Origin of the sequence: Streptomyces gottesmaniae (genome assembly GCF_031845845.1) — a bacterium.
In the GTDB taxonomy this organism is placed as follows: Bacteria; Actinomycetota; Actinomycetes; order Streptomycetales; family Streptomycetaceae; genus Streptomyces; species Streptomyces akebiae.
Genome location: NZ_JAVRFJ010000009.1, coordinates 103336 through 120417, shown reverse-complemented (window position 1 = coordinate 120417; position 17082 = coordinate 103336). Strand labels below are relative to the sequence as shown.

Below are 17082 nucleotides of genomic sequence, written 5' to 3'. Positions count from 1 at the left end.
TCGTCGCAATATGCCCCCGTACCATTCCGTCATGGCAAAGGCACCCGTACTCACGCCGCGCGCACACGACTTCCCGCGCTGGTACCAGGATCTGATCACCAAGGCCGAGCTGGCCGACAACGGTCCGGTGCGCGGCACTATGGTCATCCGACCGTACGGGTACGGGCTCTGGGAGCGGATGCAGCAGGAGATGGACGCCCGGATCAAGGAGACGGGCACCCAGAACGCCTACTTCCCGCTCCTGATCCCGCAGTCGTACCTCGCCCGCGAGGCCGAGCACGTCGAGGGCTTCGCGCCCGAACTGGCCGTGGTGACGCACGGCGGCGGCAAGGACCTCGAAGAGCCCGCCGTGGTCCGCCCGACCTCCGAGATGATCATCAACGAGTACTTCTCGAAGTGGGTGCGGAGCTACCGCGACCTGCCGCTGCTGATCAACCAGTGGGCGAACGTGGTCCGTTGGGAACTGCGTCCCCGCCTCTTCCTCCGCACGAGCGAGTTCCTCTGGCAGGAGGGCCACACGGCGCACGCGACGTACGAGGAGGCGCGCGACTTCGCCGCGCACATCCACCGGGAGGTCTACGAGGACTTCATGGTGAACGTCCTCGCGATGGACGTCGTCCCCGGCCGCAAGACCGTCAAGGAGCGCTTCGCGGGCGCCATCAACACCCTCACCCTCGAAGGCATGATGGGTGACGGCAAGGCCCTGCAGATGGCCACCAGCCACGAACTGGGCCAGAACTTCGCCCAGGCCTTCAACACCCGGTACCTGTCGAAGGGCGGCACGCAGGAGCTCGTCTGGCAGACCTCCTGGGGCTCCACCACCCGCATGATCGGCGCCCTGGTGATGATGCACGGAGACGACCACGGCCTGCGTGTGCCGCCCCGGCTGGCGCAGGTCCAGGCCGTGGTCGTCGCGATCAAGGGTGACGACGCGGTTCTGGCCAAGGTCCGCCGGATCGGCGCCGAGCTGAAGGCGGCCGGCGTGCGGGTGCAGGTGGACGACCGCACGGACGTCCCCTTCGGCCGTCGCGCGGTCGACTGGGAGCTCAAGGGTGTTCCCGTGCGCATCGAGGTCGGCCCGCGTGACCTGGAGAACGGCACCGCGATGCTCGTCCGCCGCATCCCGGGCGGCAAGGAGCCGGTCGCCCTCGACTCGCTCGTGCGTGTGCTCCCCTCCGTTCTCGAGGAGGACCAGGCGCTCCTGTTGAGGCAGTCACGCGAGCGTCGCGAGTCCCGGACGACCGAGGTGTCCACGCTCGACGAGGCGATCGAGGCGGCGACGGCCGGCGGCTGGGCGCGGATCCCCTGGTCGACGCTGGGCGAGGACGGCGAGAGCAGGCTCGGGGAGCACGCGGTGACCGTAAGGTGTCTGGTCGCCGAGGACGGGTCGGTGCCCGACTCCTACGACGCACCCGGTAACGTCGCAGTCGTGGCGCGCGCTTACTAGAGCACTCCGTTCCGCCGGGAGAGCGACCGAAACGTCCCTTGCGCATCTGCCGAACTCAGGGGCCCCGGCGCGCGGACCTCGTCTACGCGCCGGGGCGTACGTGTTACTACGTACCGCCTTGTGGTGAGCTGCGAGGCTTCTCCGCAGATCAGCGCACCCGCCCTCGTCAGGACGCACTAGTCGCAACTGACGGGTACGTGCAAATTATTTGGGATGGCCCGGAATCGGAACACAGCGGCACTCAGGCTCGTTGTCATTACGTGAGCACGACACAGACACCACCTGTTCTCGCCGCAGAACTGGCACAGGCGTGGGCCGACATCCAACGGCACCACCCCGAGCTGCCGGATCTTGCCGCTCCCGAATCCCTGATCGGAGAGTCGTCGTCCGCATGCGGTCACGAGCTCTCCTTCGAGCGACTGCTCCATGAGGCAGTCCATGGCATCGCCGCCGCGCGCGGGGTCCGCGACACCTCCCGCGCCGGCCGGTACCACAACCGGAGATTCCTCGCGATCGCCGAGGAGCTCGGCCTCGACCACCCGGAGGAGCCGCATCCCAGCAGCGGCTTCTCGCTGGTCACGCTCAACCCCGAGGCCAAGCGGCGCTATCGCCCGACCATCGACAGACTGCAGCGCGCCCTCAAGGCCCACACCGCGGCGACCTCCGCGGACACGGCCCGCAGCTTCCGGGGCCCGGCCGCCCGCCACGGCTCCTCCGGCGGCGGCGTCCGCGTCAAGGCCGTCTGCGACTGCGGCCGCAACGTCCGCGTCGTCCCGTCCGTACTCGCCCAGGCCCCCATCGTCTGCGGCGGCTGCGGCAAGCCCTTCCGGATCCCGGAGGTCGTGGGCGCGGCGTGAGGCGGGGGCGAGCCGAGAAGACGGCGAGCTGAACAGACGGCTGCTCGTGGCAGCCGTATCGGGCTCGCGGTCGGTCAGCGGTCCGTCCTTGCCGCGGTCAGTCGCGCCGCTGGGGCCATGGGGACACCTCCCGCTCGAGCGAAGCCGAGAGTGGGGGAGGGTGGACGCAGGCGGCACCCGGTCAGCGCCGGTGAGTGAAAGCCTTGGCGCCGGGTGCCGCTTCGGCATGGCTCCGCGCAGCCCCGGTAAGAGGTGAACCCCAGCGTGTGGCACAATGGCTAGCTGTACTCGACAGTCGCACAGGACCCCTCTCTCCTCCGGCTGACGCGTCCATCGGGCACTCGGGTACCGCAACCCCACGCGGCTCTCTCGCCGTGCCCAACCACGTCAAATCCAGGAGAACCCACTCCCGTGGCAGTCAAGATCAAGCTGAAGCGTCTGGGCAAGATCCGTTCGCCTCACTACCGCATCGTCGTCGCCGACTCCCGTACCCGTCGTGACGGTCGTGCGATCGAGGAGATCGGCAAGTACCACCCGACGTACCACCCGTCGGTCATCGAGGTCGACGAGGAGCGCGTCGCGTACTGGCTGGGTGTCGGCGCGCAGCCGACCGAGCCCGTGCTCGCCATTCTGAAGAAGACCGGCGACTGGCAGAAGTTCAAGGGCGAGCCCGCTCCGGCGCCGCTCCTCGTGGCTCAGCCGAAGTCCTCCCGCCCGTCGTTCGAGGCCCTGGGCGGCGACGACGAGGGCAAGGGTGAGGCGATCACCCAGAAGAAGAAGGCCGAGAAGAAGGACGAGGCTGCCGCCGAGTCCGAGTCGACCGAGGCCTGAGCATGCTCGAGGAGGCTCTCGAGCACCTCGTCAAGGGCATCGTCGACTACCCCGACGACGTGCAGGTCGCTTCCCGCAACCTGCGCCGGGGGCGCGTACTCGAGGTCCGGGTCCACCCCGACGACCTCGGTAAGGTGATCGGCCGCAACGGCCGTACCGCCCGCGCCCTGCGTACCGTCGTGGGCGCCATCGGCGGCCGCGGTGTCCGTGTCGACCTCGTCGACGTGGACCACGTCCGCTGACGAACATCCGCAGCACCGGCTCGGGCCGGGGAGGGCCACTGGGCCGTCCCCGGCCCGTAGTCGTATGAGTTGTATGACAGGAGATCGAGCACAGTGCAGCTCGTAGTCGCACGGATCGGCCGCGCCCACGGCATCAAGGGCGAGGTCACCGTCGAGGTCCGCACCGACGAACCGGAACTCCGGCTCGGCCCCGGCGCCGTTCTGCTCACGGACCCCGCCTCGACGGGCCCCCTCACCATCGAGACCGGCCGGGTCCACAGCGGCCGGCTGCTTCTGCGCTTCGAGGGCGTCCGGGACCGCAACGCCGCCGAGGCTCTCCGCAACACCCTGCTGATCGCCGAGGTGGACCCGGAGGAACTGCCGGAAGAAGAGGACGAGTACTACGACCACCAGCTGATGGACCTGGACGTGGTCACCAAGGACGGCGTCGAGGTCGGCCGGATCACCGAGATCTCGCATCTGCCCTCCCAGGACCTGTTCATCGTCGAACGGCCCGACGGGAGCGAGGTGATGATCCCGTTCGTCGGGGAGATCGTCACCGAGATCGACCTGGAGGAGCAGAAGGCGGTCATCGACCCGCCCCCCGGTCTGATCGACGACCAGGCGGAGATCGCGTCCTCCCGGGACGAGACCTGATGCGGCTCGACGTCGTCACGATCTTCCCCGAGTACCTCGAACCCCTGAACGTCTCCCTCGTCGGCAAGGCCCGCGCGCGTGGACAGCTGAACGTACACGTCCACGACCTGCGGGGATGGACGTACGACCGGCACAACACGGTCGACGACACCCCGTACGGCGGCGGCCCCGGCATGGTCATGAAGACCGACCCCTGGGGCGACGCCCTCGACGACGTGCTGGCCCAGGGGTACGAGACGGGTTCCGCCCGGCCCGCGCTCATCGTCCCCACCCCCAGCGGCCGCCCCTTCACCCAGGCGCTCGCCGTCGAACTCTCCGAGCGCCCCTGGCTGGTCTTCACGCCGGCGCGCTACGAGGGCATCGACCGGCGTGTGATCGACGAGTACGCCACCCGCATGCCGGTGTACGAGGTGTCCATCGGCGACTACGTGCTCGCCGGCGGCGAGGCGGCCGTCCTCGTCGTCACCGAGGCCGTGGCGCGACTGCTGCCCGGGGTCCTCGGCAACGCCGAGTCCCACCGCGACGACTCCTTCGCGCCCGGCGCCATGGCCAACCTGCTGGAGGGGCCGGTCTACACCAAGCCCCCCGAGTGGCGCGGCCGGGAGATCCCCGAGGTGCTGCTCAGCGGCCACCACGGCAAGATCGCGCGCTGGCGGCGGGACGAGGCGCTGAAGCGGACGGCCGCCAACCGGCCCGACCTCATCGAGCGCTGCGACCCGAAGGTCTTCGACAAGAAGGACCGCGAGATGCTCTCCATCCTGGGCTGGACCCCGGATCCGGAGGGCGAACCGTACGGCCGATTTTGGCGGCGACCGGAGGGCGTGGAACAATAGGCCGCTGTTGTGCGTCGTCCGGCGCGCGCCCCTGCCACAGGGGGACACGACGCCCGCCCCGACCCGGACAGCATCCTCTCGTAACACCTAGCTCCCGCCTATGACCTGTGGCATGGGCGAAGAAAGCAGACGAAATGTCTCACCTGCTCGACTCCCTCGACTCCGCCTCGCTGCGGAGCGACATCCCGGCGTTCCGCCCGGGTGACACCGTCAACGTCCACGTCCGCGTCATCGAGGGCAACCGCTCCCGTGTGCAGCAGTTCAAGGGCGTGGTGATCCGTCGCCAGGGCGCCGGTGTCCGCGAGACCTTCACGGTCCGCAAGGTCTCGTTCTCCGTCGGCGTCGAGCGCACCTTCCCGGTGCACACCCCGATCGTCGAGAAGATCGAGCTCGTGACCCGCGGTGACGTCCGTCGCGCCAAGCTGTACTACCTGCGCGAGCTGCGCGGCAAGGCGGCGAAGATCAAGGAGAAGCGCGACAACTGATCGCGCGTTCGAGTCACAAGAGGTCGTCACACCGGGGCCGGATACGATCTGGCCCCGATGGACACCGAAGCACAGCAGCACATGGAGCGCGACCGTTCCCCCCGCCCTTCCGGCGTCGAGGTCTCCGAGGAGATCTCCGACACAGGAGGGTCGGAGGAGCGGTCGCGTTTCGCGTGGGTGGACCGGACCACCGCGTCGGTGCCGGGCGGCAGATACACCCTGACCGTGCTGATCTGCCTGCTTTTTCTGGCGCTCTTCAGCAACTTCGTGATGCAGCCGTTCCAGATTCCCAGCAGCTCCATGGCCGACTCATTGAGGATCGGGGACCGCGTTCTCGTAAATAAGTTGGCGTACCGTTTCGGATCTGAGCCGCAGCGCGGTGACGTCGTCGTGTTCGACGGCACCGGCTATTTCGGGAACGCCGACTACGTCAAGCGCGTTGTCGGCGTGGGGGGAGACCGGGTGGTCTGCTGCGACCAGGAGGGGAGGCTTGAGGTGAACGGCCGGTGGGTCGACGAGTCGTCGTTTCTGTACCCGGGCGACAGCCCGTCGAACGTACCCTTCGACGTGGTCGTCCCCGAGGGCAGACTGTTCCTCCTCGGCGACCACCGCAGTGACTCCAGTGACTCCCGTGACCATCTCGGGTCCCCCGGCGGCGGCATGGTCCCTCTCGTCTCCGTGATCGGCAGGGCCGAGTGGATCGCCTGGCCCGCAGACCACTGGACGCGGCTGGACCGCCCCGACGCGTACGCGCGTGTGCCCGCCGCCGGCGGTGCGCATGGGTAACCGCGGCAAACCCCGCGGTGCCCCTGCCAGCACCGCGGCCGACAATCTGCTGCCCACCGGCACCCGGCGGTCCGGGGGTGCCGCCCGGCCGAGCCGGGTCGAGCGGCGCAAGCTGGCCCGCAAGATCAAGCGGCGCAGACGTCGCTCCGCGGTCAAGGAGATCCCGCTCCTCGTCGGTGTCGCCGTCCTGATAGCCCTGGTCCTGAAGACCTTCCTCGTCCAGGCGTTCGTGATCCCGTCGGGCTCCATGGAGCAGACGATCCAGATCGGCGACCGGGTCCTGGTCGACAAGCTCACGCCCTGGTTCGGCTCCAAGCCCACCCGGGGTGACGTCGTCGTCTTCAAGGACCCGGGCGGTTGGCTGGAGGACGAGCAGACGACGGCCGTCACCGAGGACCCGATCGTCATCAAGCAGATAAAGGAAGGTCTGCAGTTCATCGGCCTTCTCCCCTCCGACGACGAGAAGGACCTGATCAAGCGGGTCGTCGCGGTCGGCGGTGACACCGTCAAGTGCTGCGACACCCAGGGCCGCGTCACCGTCAACGGCATGCCCCTGGACGAGACGGCGTACATCCACCCCGGCAACCAGCCCTCGACCCAGCGGTTCGAGGTGACCGTGCCACAGGGCCGCCTCTGGGTGATGGGCGACCACCGGGAGAACTCCGCCGACTCGCGCGCCCATCAGTCCGACGATTCGAAGACCGCTCAGTTCGGCGGTACGGTGCCGGAGGCCTCCGTCGTCGGCCGGGCCGTCGTCATCGCCTGGCCGGTCGGCCACTGGGGGCAGTTGGAGGAGCCTGACACGTTCTCCGCCGTGCCGAGCGGGTCGACCACCGCTCTCGGCGGTTCGCATAGGGTGGCCTCGGCGGATCGAAACGGATTGATCCCTCTCCCGACCCCTGCGGAACTCCCGCTCGTTATGGGAGTGGTGGGCCTGCACCGGCTGTGGCGCGGGCGGCGGTACGGAGTGAGGAGTGGATGTGGGGGATTTGGCGGTCGGCGCACGGTCCGGACACGGTGGTTCCGAAGAACGGCCGGAGCGATCCGACGAGGCGGCTTCCCCGGCCGCGGAGAACGTGGAGGACGTGGAGAGCGCCGTGAATTCCGAGGGTCCCGCCGGCTCCGGGAGTGACTCCCCGGACGGCGACGCGACGGACGGCGAGAACGGCGCCCGGACCTCGGCCGGCGACGGCGACCAGGACGAGCGACCCAGGAAGAAGCAGCGTTCCTTCTGGAAGGAACTGCCGATCCTGATCGGTATCGCGCTGGTGCTCGCGCTGCTGATCAAGACGTTCCTGGTGCAGGCGTTCTCCATCCCCTCCGACTCGATGCAGAACACCCTGCAGGAGGGCGACCGGGTCCTGGTCGACAAGCTCACCCCGTGGTTCGGCTCGGAGCCCGAGCGCGGCGAGGTCGTCGTCTTCCACGACCCGGCCGGCTGGCTGGACGGCGAGCCCACCCTGGAGCCCAACGCCGTGCAGCGCGTCCTCGGCTGGATCGGCCTGATGCCGTCCGCCGAGGAGAAGGACCTCATCAAGCGGGTCGTCGGTGTGGCCGGCGACACCGTGGAGTGCAAGGGCACCGGCCCGCTCAGGGTCAACGGCAAGGCGCTGAACGAGCCGTACGTGTACCCGGGCAACACCCCCTGCACGGTCGACGACACCGGCGGCCAGTTCAAGGTGAAGGTGCCCGAGGGCAAAATCTGGGTCATGGGTGACCACCGGCAGAACTCGCTGGACTCCCGCTACCACCAGAACGACAAGAACAAGGGCATGGTCCCCGTGAGCCAGGTCGTGGGCCGCGCCATCGTGGTCGCCTGGCCTCCCACCCGCTGGTCCACGCTGCCGGTTCCCGACACGTTCGACCAGAACCTGAGCGCCGCCGCCCCCGGCGCGCTCGGCCTCGCGGGCGCGGTGCCGTTGGTGCTGTGGCGCCGACGCCGCCTTCTGGCCACCGAAAGCCCGAGGGTTTCTGGCACGGGTACCGCCGGGTAGGGTGCCGTCCCAGATCGCCGATCTTCCGCGGCCCGCTCGGGGCCCGGACGGTCGATTCTCCGACCTGGGGGAGCACTGGGATGAGCGGGACGACAAGTCGTACGGACGAGGGCCGCGGACGGCTCGGCAGCAAGCTGTCGGGACTGGCCGTGGCCCTCGGCTGTGTGCTCTTCCTGGGCGGCTTCCTCTGGGGCGCGGTCGCCTACGCGCCCTACACCGTGCCGACCGACTCGATGTCCCCCACCATCACCTCCGGGGACCGCATACTCGCCGAGCGGGTGGACGGCTCCGAGATCAAGCGTGGTGACGTCGTGGTCTTCCGGCAGGAGAGCTGGGGCAACGCCCCCATGGTCAAGCGGGTCGTCGCGGTGGGCGGGGACACGGTCGCCTGCTGCACCGACGGCAAGCTGACCGTCAACGGCAAGCAGATCGACGAGGGGTACCTCCCCGAGGGCCAGCAGGCCGAGCTGACCGGCATCCCGGAGATCACCGTTCCCCAGGGCCGGCTGTTCCTCCTCGGTGACGAGCGCAGCGGCTCCCTGGACTCCACCGCCCACCTCACGGAGGCCGGCAACGGAACGGTGCCGCGCACCCATGTGGACGCGCGCGTGGACGCCGTCGTCTGGCCCATGGACGGCATGCTGGCCCGCCCCACCGGTTTCGAGGAGCTGGGCGCGCTCTCCTCTCCCGGCCCGCTGCGGCTGATCACCGCCGCGCTGGTCGTGGGCATGGTGCTCGTACTGGGCGGCGCGGCCTACGGGCCCGTCGCCAAGCGCGTCGGCGGACGCGGCCGTACGACGCAGGCGGAGCCGGCCGGTGTCGCCTGAGGACACGAACGGGGACCCGTCCGCGGACACGTACGAGGGCGGACTGCGCAGGGTGGCCCGGGTGATCCTGCTGGATCCGCAGGAGCGCATCCTGCTGCTGCACGGGCACGAGCCGGACGATCCTGCCGACGACTGGTGGTTCACGCCCGGCGGCGGCGTGGAGGGCACGGAGACCCGCGAGGAGGCCGCCCTGCGGGAACTGGTGGAGGAGACCGGGATCACGGACGTGGAGCTCGGCCCCGTGCTCTGGCGGCGGATGTGCTCCTTCCCTTTCGCCGGACGCCGCTGGGACCAGGACGAGTGGTACTACCTCGCCCGGACCCCCGAAACGCTTCAGGTGGCGCCCGTCGCGGCGGGTCTCACGGAGCTGGAACGGCGCAGTGTGGCCGGAGCACGCTGGTGGACGTGCGGGGAACTGGCCCGGACGCATGAGACGGTGTACCCGACCAGACTCGCCGAACTGCTTCGCACACTGCTCGACGAGGGTCCCCCTGCCAGACCCGTGGTCCTCGACACCGAAATTGTCTAGGGGCTCGCGGGACTGGCGCACAATGGTGGGATCGCACGGCTGAAGGGGAACATGCCATGAGCGCCGAGGACCTCGAGAAGTACGAGACCGAGATGGAGCTGAAGCTCTACCGGGAGTACCGCGATGTCGTCGGTCTGTTCAAATACGTGATCGAGACCGAGCGACGCTTCTATCTCACCAATGACTATGAGATGCAGGTGCACTCGGTCCAGGGCGAGGTGTTCTTCGAGGTGTCGATGGCGGACGCCTGGGTGTGGGACATGTACCGGCCGGCTCGGTTCGTGAAGCAGGTGCGGGTGCTCACGTTCAAGGACGTGAACATCGAGGAGCTGAACAAGAGCGATCTGGAGTTGCCGGGCAGCTGAGGCCGACTCGACGCCGAGGCGGTCGTCCTTCGTGTGGGTGATGAAGTTGTCCACAACCGGCTACTTGTCCACCAAGATCCAATAGCGGGCTGAGCCGCCCTCAGTGTTGGCGCCGGAGGTGGTGCCGACATGAGCAAGGCACGAGGCGACGACGCGCGCCGGAGCGAGGCACGAGGCGGCGGGAACCGCGGCGACAACGCCCGGGGCGCGCTCGGCAGGTACGGCGAGGAGCTGGCCGCGCGGCGGCTGGTCGCGGCCGGGATGACGGTCCTGGAGCGCAACTGGCGCGGCGGCAGGACCGGCGAGATCGACATCGTGGCCCGCGACGGGGACGCGCTGGTCGTCTGCGAGGTGAAGACCCGCAGGGCAGGCCCCTTCGGACATCCCATGGCGGCCGTCACGACGACCAAGGCCGAACGGCTGCGCGGCCTCGCCGAACGCTGGCTCCAGGAGCACGGAGGGAGCCCACCGGGCGGCGTCCGCATCGACGTGGTCGGTGTCGTCCTCCCCGACCGCGGGGCCCCCGTCGTGGAGCACGTGCGGGGGGTGGCCTGATGGGATTCGCCCGCACGTGCTCCGTGGCCCTCGTCGGCGTCGAGGGAGTCGTCGTCGAGGTCCAGGCCGATCTGGAACCGGGCGTGGCGGCCTTCACGCTGGTAGGACTGCCGGACAAGAGCCTGACGGAGAGCAAGGACCGGGTCAGGGCGGCCCTGGTCAACTCGGGCGCCGAATGGCCGCAGAAGAAGTTGACGGTGGGGCTCAGTCCGGCGTCGGTGCCGAAGGCCGGCAGTGGCTTCGATCTGGCGGTTGCCTGCGCGGTACTGGGGGCCTCCGAGCGGATCGATCCGCGGGTGCTCTCCGACATCGTGATGATCGGAGAGCTGGGGCTCGACGGCCGGGTCCGGCCGGTGCGGGGCATCCTGCCCGCCGTGCTGGCGGCCGCCGAGGCCGGATACGAGCAGGTGGTGGTGCCGGAGTGCGCGGCGGCAGAGGCCTCGCTGGTGCCTGGTGTCTCGGTACTGGGGGTGCGCACCCTGCGGCAACTGATCGCCGTGCTCGCGGACGAACCCGTGCCGGACGAGGAGCCCGACGAGGGACGCCCGGACCCGCTCATGGCGGGACTCCGCCTGCCGGGCGCGGGGGCGGCCACGGGCGTGCACACGGCAGGAGCCGCACAACAGGACCATGGCCATGATCTCGCCGATGTCGTCGGTCAGCTCGCGGCCCGGACCGCGGTGGAGGTCGCCGCAGCCGGTGGACACCACCTCTTCCTCGAAGGGCCACCCGGGGCGGGCAAGACCATGCTCGCGGAGCGGCTGCCGGCCATCCTGCCGAAGCTGGCCAGGGAGGAGTCGCTGGAGGTCACGGCGGTCCACTCGATCGCCGGTCTGCTGCCTCCCGGCAAGCCCCTGGTCGACGACGCGCCCTACTGCGCCCCCCACCACTCGGCCACGATGCAGTCCCTGGTCGGCGGCGGGCAGGGCATCGCCCGCCCCGGAGCGGTCTCTCTCGCCCACCGCGGGGTGCTCTTCCTCGACGAGACCCCTGAGTTCAGCAGCCATGCCCTGGATGCCCTTCGGCAGCCGCTGGAGGCGGGGCACGTCGTGATCGCGCGCAGCGCGGGAGTGGTCCGGTTCCCGGCGAAGTTCCTGATGGTCCTCGCCGCCAATCCCTGCCCCTGTGGTCGGTTCTCGCGGACGGACGACCTGTGCGAGTGCCCGTCCGCGGCGATCCGCCGCTATCAGGCCCGGCTCTCCGGGCCGCTGCTGGACAGGGTCGACCTGAGGGTCGAGGTCGACCGGGTCACCCGGACCGAACTCACCGGGCGGGGGGCCCGGGGCGAGTCCACGGCGACGGTGGCCGACCGTGTGCGCTCGGCGAGGGAACGAGCGGCCGAACGACTGATGGGCACGCCCTGGCGGACGAACAGCGAAGTACCGGGGCGCGAACTGCGCAGCCGGTGGCATGCGGCCCCAGGCGCCATGGACGAGGCCGAGCGCTGCCTGGAGCGGGGCGTACTGACCGCGCGCGGACTGGACCGGGTGCTCCGGGTCGCCTGGACCATCGCCGACCTCGTCGGCCATGACCGCCCCGACGCGACGGACGTCGATCTGGCTCTGCAACTGCGCACCGGAGTGCCGCGCGGGGTGCCGATGGCGATCGGCGCGCTGACGTGAGGCCCGAGACGTTCATGGGTGGGCGTGCCATGACGGGCGGCGGAGGGGTGCCGGACGGCGAGCGGCTCGACCGGGCCTTCCTGGCCCGCGTCCTCGAACCCGGCGACGAACTCGGCGGGCGATGGCTGCGGGAGTTCGGGGCCCGGGAAGTGGTGCGGAGGGTCTCCGGGGGCGGGCGACCGCTGCCACAGGCCTCCGAGAAGCGGTGGGCGGGCCTGTGCGCCCGAGCCGGACGGGCCGATCCCGCAGGCGACCTGGCACAGGCGCGGGACGCCGGAGTCCGGTTCCTCGTCCCCGGTGACGGGGAGTGGCCCCGCCAGCTCGACGACCTCGGGGACGGCCGGCCGGTGGGGTTGTGGGTGCGAGGGGCGGCGAACGTACGGATGTGGGCGCTGCGGTCGGTGGCCGTCGTGGGGGCGCGGGCCTGTACGGAGTACGGGGCGCACATGGCGTCGGCACTGGGCGCGGGGCTGGCCGAGCGGGGGTGGGTGGTGGTGTCCGGGGGCGCGTACGGCGTGGACGGCGCCGCGCACCGGGGCGTGCTCGGGGCCGGCGGCGCGACCGTCGCCGTGCTGGCCTGCGGGGTGGACCGGCCGTATCCCCGGGGGCATGTCCAGCTGATCAGCAGGATCGCGGAACAGGGGCTGGTGGTGGGGGAGTTGCCGCCGGGGGAGCACCCGACGCCGAGCCGGTTCATTCTGCGCAACCGGGTCATCGCCGCGCTCACCAGGGGAACCGTGGTCGTGGAGGCCGCCTACCGCAGCGGTGCGCTGGTCACGGCGCGGGCGGCACAGCGGTTGGGCCGGTTCACCATGGGGGTGCCGGGACCCGCCACCTCGGCGCTCTCGGCCGGCGTGCACGACCTGCTGCGGGGCGGCGCCGCCCTCGTGTCCGACGCCGCCGAAGTCGTGGAGCTGGTGGGTGACATGGGAGAGCTCGCGCCCGACCGCCGGGGTCCCGTACTCCCCCGTGACCTGCTGGAACCCGGAGCGCGGCAGGTGCTGGCCGCCTTGCCGGGGCAGGGTGGCGCGGTGCCCGACGACATCGCCCGAGAGGCGGGGACGACCGTCGACGACGCGGTCGGGAGGCTGTACGAACTGCGCGCACTCGGTTACGTCGAACGACACGGCGACGGCTGGAAGTTGACACGCCAGGCGATGATCTCCGTCTCGCCCGATCGGAGGTCGGGTTGACGGAGCGTGTTCGGCCGTCCGGGGGAACGCCGACGGCCTTGCGGTTTCTGGCAGTTGGTGCGTCGGAGAGTCCGCGCAGCGCGATTGTCGTGACCCGGTGGGGCGTCCAGCGGAACGTATCTGCGCACCGGCGATCCCTCGGCCTTCGCGCACTGCGACTCCCCAGTCACGCTACGCTCACGAGGATTCCGACTCAGGACAGGCAACTCGACATCAGACCGACAGCTCACCCAGGCACCCCCAGTTCACGGCAGAACGGCACAAGGCGACGAATGCCCCAGCACACCTCCGGGTCTGACCGGGCGGCGCTACCCTCCGCCGCTCGCGGCACCGTGCGCCCACCCGCCCCCTCGACACTCGACGAGCTGTGGCGGACGTACAAGACGACGGGCGACGACCGGCTGCGCGAGCAGCTGATCCTGCACTACTCACCGCTGGTGAAGTACGTGGCGGGCCGGGTGAGCGTCGGCCTGCCGACCAACGTCGAGCAGGCGGACTTCGTCTCGTCCGGGGTCTTCGGGCTCATCGACGCGATCGAGAAGTTCGACATCGACCGGGAGATCAAGTTCGAGACGTACGCGATCACCCGGATCCGCGGTGCCATGATCGACGAACTGCGCGCGCTGGACTGGATCCCCCGGTCGGTCCGGCAGAAGGCCCGCAATGTCGAGCGGGCCTACGCCACGCTGGAGTCACGGCTCAGACGCACCCCGAGCGAGGGCGAGGTCGCCGCCGAGATGGGCATCGCGGTCGACGAACTCCACGCGGTCTTCAGTCAGTTGTCGCTGGCCAACGTGGTGGCGCTGGAGGAGCTGCTGCATGTCGGGGGCGAGGGCGGCGACCGGCTGAGCCTGATGGACACGCTGGAGGACACCGCCGCGGACAATCCGGTCGAGGTCGCCGAGGACCGGGAGCTGCGCCGTTTCCTGGCTCGGGCCATCAACACGCTGCCCGAGCGGGAGAAGACCGTCGTCACGCTCTACTACTACGAGGGGCTCACCCTCGCGGAGATCGGGAACGTGCTGGGGGTCACCGAGAGCCGGGTGAGTCAGATCCACACGAAATCGGTGCTGCAGCTGCGGGCGAAGCTGGCGAGTTTCGGCCGTTGACCCGCTCGGATCCGGCCGGATGTCGACGGGTGGCCGGCGATGGGGGCGGGTGCGGGCCGAAGGGGTGCAGGGCGGCCTGCGGCGAGGGCGCGTCGGGGAAGGCACTCCCGTGGGTGGCGGTACGTCCGTAAAGTGGATGACGTGCCAAGGATTCGAGCGGCCTCCGTGGCCGAGCACCGGTCGATGCAGCGAGCCGCCCTGCTGGACGCGGCTCGCTCGCTGTTGTCCGAGGGTGGGACGGAGGCGTTGACGTTCCCCGCCCTCGCCGAGCGCACGGGGCTGGCGCGGTCGTCCGTGTACGAGTACTTCCGGTCGCGGGCCGCCGTCGTCGAGGAGCTGTGCGAGGTCGACTTTCCCGTGTGGGCGGCGGAGGTCGAGGCGGCGATGGCCGCGGTCGAGCGGCCCGAGGGCAAGGTCGAGGCGTACGTCCGCAAGCAGTTGGAGCTGGTCGGGGACCGGCGGCATCGGGCCGTGGTGGCGATCTCGGCGAGCGAGTTGGACGCCGGCGCGCGGGAGAAGATCCGGGCGGCGCACGGGGGGCTCGTCGCGATGATCGTGGAAGCTCTGGCGGACCTCGGGCAGGCGGAACCCCGGTTGGGGGCGATGCTGTTGCAGGGGGTCGTGGACGCGGCTGTGCGGCGTATCGAGCTGGGAGCGGCCGAGGACCCCTCCGCGATCACCGAGGCGGCTGTGGCCATGGCGCTGCGCGGTGTGCGGGGCTGAGGCCGCGGCGCCCGGGGGCGAGGCAGCGTCTCGTGGAGGGTGCCCAGGGCGGCGACCTGCGACGGCCTGGCTACTCGGGCACCGGCAGCAGGCGTGACGGGCCCATTCGCAGCAGCGAGGGCGGTAGCAGCGTGAGTGGGTCCAGGTAGGTGTCCCCTCTGCGCAGGCCCCAGTGGAGGCATGCCGTCGGGCAGTGCGAAGGGCTGGCCTCCACAGTGCCCAGGGGGGTGCCCGCCGTCACCTCGGCGCCCTTCTTCACCGAGGTCCGGACCGGTTCGTAGGTCGTGCGCAGGGGCGGGTCGCCGGTGCCGGTCAGTTCGACCGAGACGACTCCTCGGCCCGCCACCCGGCCCGCGAACGAGACGCGGCCCGGGGCCACCGCGCGGACCGGGGAACCGGGCCGCGCGGCAAGATCGACGCCCCGGTGACCTCGGGCGTAGGGGGTCGGCGGGGGCTCCCAGGCCCGTGTCACCAGGGGCCGCAGACCGACGGGCCAGGCGCGGGCCACGGCGGGGACGGGTTCCTCGGCGGCTGGTGGCGCCGGGGCGGCGTCCTGTCCCGGGGCCGCGCGGGGTGCCGTGGTCCAGGCCGTCAGCAGGAGCGCCGACATCAGGCACAGCAGCAGGGTCGGCCACGTGCCGGTACGTCGTGCGGGTGTGGGCCCATCGGGCATTTCGTCGGACATGGGGGAAGCGTCCCGCGAGTGGCGCGATCATGGCCGGGATCTGTGGAGTACTCGTCGGTTGTGGATATCGGCGTCACCCGGGGCCTCCTGGGTCCCGTACACTTCTGGTGGCGATCCGGGTCACCGGGTCGACTTCGCACGCCCCGGTACGAGGTCCGTCAGATTCGTCGGACGGTCCGTATCAGCGCCCCTCGGTCCTTCGTGGCAACGGCGCATCGCGGGCGTCAGGCGCGGGAGCCGTCCGGTTCTCGCGGCACAACCGAGAAACACAAGGAGAACGGCCATGGCCGTCGTCACGATGCGGGAGCTGCTGGAGAGCGGCGTCCACTTCGGTCACCAGACCCGTCGCTGGAACCCGAAGATGAAGCGCTTCATCTTCACCGAGCGCAACGGCATCTACATCATCGACCTGCTCCAGTCGCTGTCGTACATCGACCGCGCCTACGAGTTCGTCAAGGAGACCGTCGCCCACGGCGGCACGGTCATGTTCGTCGGCACGAAGAAGCAGGCGCAGGAGGCCATCGCCGAGCAGGCCACCCGCGTCGGCATGCCCTACGTCAACCAGCGCTGGCTGGGCGGCATGCTCACCAACTTCTCGACCGTCTACAAGCGTCTGCAGCGCCTCAAGGAGCTCGAGCAGATCGACTTCGAGGACGTCGCCGCGTCGGGTCTCACCAAGAAGGAGCTCCTCGTGCTCTCGCGCGAGAAGGCCAAGCTGGAGAAGACCCTCGGTGGTATCCGCGAGATGCAGAAGGTGCCCAGCGCCGTCTGGATCGTGGACACCAAGAAGGAGCACATCGCGGTCGGCGAGGCCCGGAAGCTCAACATCCCGGTCGTCGCCATCCTCGACACCAACTGCGACCCCGACGAGGTCGACTACAAGATCCCCGGCAACGACGACGCGATCCGCTCCGTCACGCTGCTCACCCGTGTGATCGCCGACGCGGTCGCCGAGGGCCTCATCTCCCGCTCGCGTGTCGCCACCGAGGGCAAGGGTGACAAGGCCGCGGGCGAGCCGCTGGCCGCGTGGGAGCGCGACCTGCTCGAGGGCGAGAAGAAGGCCGACGAGGCTCCGGCCGCCGCTGAGGCTCCGGCTGCCGCCGAGGCCCCGGCCGAGGCTCCTGCCGACGCCCCCGCCGAGGCTCCGGCCGAGGCCGCTGCCGAGGCCCCCGCCGCCGAGGCTCCGGCCGCGGACGCCGAGCAGGCCTGACCTTCACGGTCGTAGGGCTGTCGACATGACGGCGGGTGGCGCCGAGCGCGCCACCCGCCGTTCACCCACAGCCCGTAGATCTTCGGCGGGCGCCCGCCCTACGAGCGGCGGCGGACGCCGACTTCGAGACTTCGAACTCCGAGAAGAGATTCA

Annotated in this window: 20 protein-coding genes; 19 read left to right on the top strand and 1 reads right to left on the bottom strand. The window is 70.3% G+C overall.

What is annotated here, in order from left to right; genetic code table 11:
- Nucleotides 1-31 precede the first annotated feature (31 nt).
- The 18 genes from proS (at nt 32) to RM704_RS12710 (ending at nt 15034) form a co-directional block, all read left to right on the top strand.
- Nucleotides 32-1447: a proline--tRNA ligase gene (gene proS, locus RM704_RS12795; RefSeq protein ID WP_033527025.1), complete on the top strand. Its 1416-nt coding sequence runs from the start codon at nt 32-34 to the stop codon at nt 1445-1447.
- A 260-nt stretch (nt 1448-1707) separates the two neighbouring features.
- Nucleotides 1708-2304 (top strand): hypothetical protein, encoded by a 597-nt coding sequence (locus tag RM704_RS12790; protein ID WP_033526923.1) that lies wholly within the window; start codon nt 1708-1710, stop codon nt 2302-2304.
- A 411-nt stretch (nt 2305-2715) separates the two neighbouring features.
- A complete protein-coding gene (gene rpsP / locus RM704_RS12785) occupies nt 2716-3135 on the top strand; it encodes a 30S ribosomal protein S16 (protein ID WP_033526924.1) in 420 nt (139 codons plus the stop codon).
- 2 nt (nt 3136-3137) lie between these two features.
- A complete protein-coding gene (locus RM704_RS12780; RefSeq protein ID WP_033526925.1) occupies nt 3138-3377 on the top strand; it encodes an RNA-binding protein in 240 nt (79 codons plus the stop codon).
- Nucleotides 3378-3470: 93 nt separating this feature from the next.
- Nucleotides 3471-4013: a ribosome maturation factor RimM gene (rimM, locus tag RM704_RS12775; protein ID WP_033526926.1), complete on the top strand. Its 543-nt coding sequence runs from the start codon at nt 3471-3473 to the stop codon at nt 4011-4013.
- Nucleotides 4013-4846: a tRNA (guanosine(37)-N1)-methyltransferase TrmD gene (trmD, locus tag RM704_RS12770; RefSeq protein ID WP_033526927.1), complete on the top strand. Its 834-nt coding sequence runs from the start codon at nt 4013-4015 to the stop codon at nt 4844-4846. The genes rimM and trmD overlap by 1 nt, the downstream gene beginning before the upstream one ends.
- 134 nt (nt 4847-4980) lie before the next feature.
- On the top strand, nt 4981-5331 hold the full coding sequence (gene rplS, locus RM704_RS12765) for a 50S ribosomal protein L19 (RefSeq protein ID WP_033526928.1): 351 nt from the start codon (nt 4981-4983) through the stop codon (nt 5329-5331).
- A gap of 57 nt (nt 5332-5388) precedes the next feature.
- On the top strand, nt 5389-6117 hold the full coding sequence (lepB, locus tag RM704_RS12760; protein WP_033526929.1) for a signal peptidase I: 729 nt from the start codon (nt 5389-5391) through the stop codon (nt 6115-6117).
- Nucleotides 6110-7249: a signal peptidase I gene (gene lepB, locus RM704_RS12755; protein ID WP_033527026.1), complete on the top strand. Its 1140-nt coding sequence runs from the start codon at nt 6110-6112 to the stop codon at nt 7247-7249. Before lepB (RM704_RS12760) ends, lepB (RM704_RS12755) begins: the two co-directional genes overlap by 8 nt.
- Entirely contained in the window at nt 7215-8111 is an 897-nt protein-coding gene (gene lepB, locus RM704_RS12750; protein ID WP_033526930.1) for a signal peptidase I, read from the top strand. Before lepB (RM704_RS12755) ends, lepB (RM704_RS12750) begins: the two co-directional genes overlap by 35 nt.
- A gap of 80 nt (nt 8112-8191) precedes the next feature.
- Nucleotides 8192-8938 (top strand): signal peptidase I, encoded by a 747-nt coding sequence (gene lepB / locus RM704_RS12745; RefSeq protein ID WP_033526931.1) that lies wholly within the window; start codon nt 8192-8194, stop codon nt 8936-8938.
- Nucleotides 8928-9467 carry an NUDIX hydrolase gene (locus tag RM704_RS12740; protein ID WP_033526932.1) on the top strand — a complete coding sequence of 180 codons (540 nt, stop codon included), beginning with the start codon at nt 8928-8930 and terminating at the stop codon, nt 9465-9467. The genes lepB (RM704_RS12745) and RM704_RS12740 overlap by 11 nt, the downstream gene beginning before the upstream one ends.
- A 56-nt stretch (nt 9468-9523) precedes the next feature.
- The gene (locus RM704_RS12735; protein WP_005311352.1) at nt 9524-9832 is read left to right on the top strand and encodes a DUF2469 domain-containing protein; all 309 of its coding nucleotides are present in this window, start codon (nt 9524-9526) and stop codon (nt 9830-9832) included.
- A 129-nt stretch (nt 9833-9961) separates the two neighbouring features.
- Nucleotides 9962-10387: a YraN family protein gene (locus RM704_RS12730; protein ID WP_033526933.1), complete on the top strand. Its 426-nt coding sequence runs from the start codon at nt 9962-9964 to the stop codon at nt 10385-10387.
- Entirely contained in the window at nt 10387-12009 is a 1623-nt protein-coding gene (locus tag RM704_RS12725; protein WP_033526934.1) for a YifB family Mg chelatase-like AAA ATPase, read from the top strand. The genes RM704_RS12730 and RM704_RS12725 overlap by 1 nt, the downstream gene beginning before the upstream one ends.
- Before the next feature lie 29 nt (nt 12010-12038).
- The gene (gene dprA, locus RM704_RS12720; protein WP_033526935.1) at nt 12039-13202 is read left to right on the top strand and encodes a DNA-processing protein DprA; all 1164 of its coding nucleotides are present in this window, start codon (nt 12039-12041) and stop codon (nt 13200-13202) included.
- Nucleotides 13203-13474: 272 nt separating this feature from the next.
- A complete protein-coding gene (whiG, locus tag RM704_RS12715) occupies nt 13475-14311 on the top strand; it encodes an RNA polymerase sigma factor WhiG (RefSeq protein WP_033526936.1) in 837 nt (278 codons plus the stop codon).
- 165 nt (nt 14312-14476) lie between these two features.
- Nucleotides 14477-15034, top strand: a complete 558-nt coding sequence (locus RM704_RS12710) for a TetR/AcrR family transcriptional regulator (protein WP_033526937.1) — start codon at nt 14477-14479, stop codon at nt 15032-15034.
- Between the two features lie 70 nt (nt 15035-15104).
- Here the strand turns inward: RM704_RS12710 and RM704_RS12705 are convergent, their stop codons facing one another.
- Entirely contained in the window at nt 15105-15719 is a 615-nt protein-coding gene (locus RM704_RS12705) for a murein hydrolase activator EnvC family protein (protein ID WP_033526938.1), read from the bottom strand.
- 283 nt (nt 15720-16002) lie between these two features.
- Here RM704_RS12705 and rpsB point away from each other — a divergent pair, with 283 nt between their 5' ends.
- Nucleotides 16003-16929, top strand: coding sequence for a 30S ribosomal protein S2 (rpsB, locus tag RM704_RS12700; protein WP_033526939.1), 927 nt, complete (start codon nt 16003-16005; stop codon nt 16927-16929).
- The last annotated feature ends 153 nt before the right edge of the window (nt 16930-17082 follow it).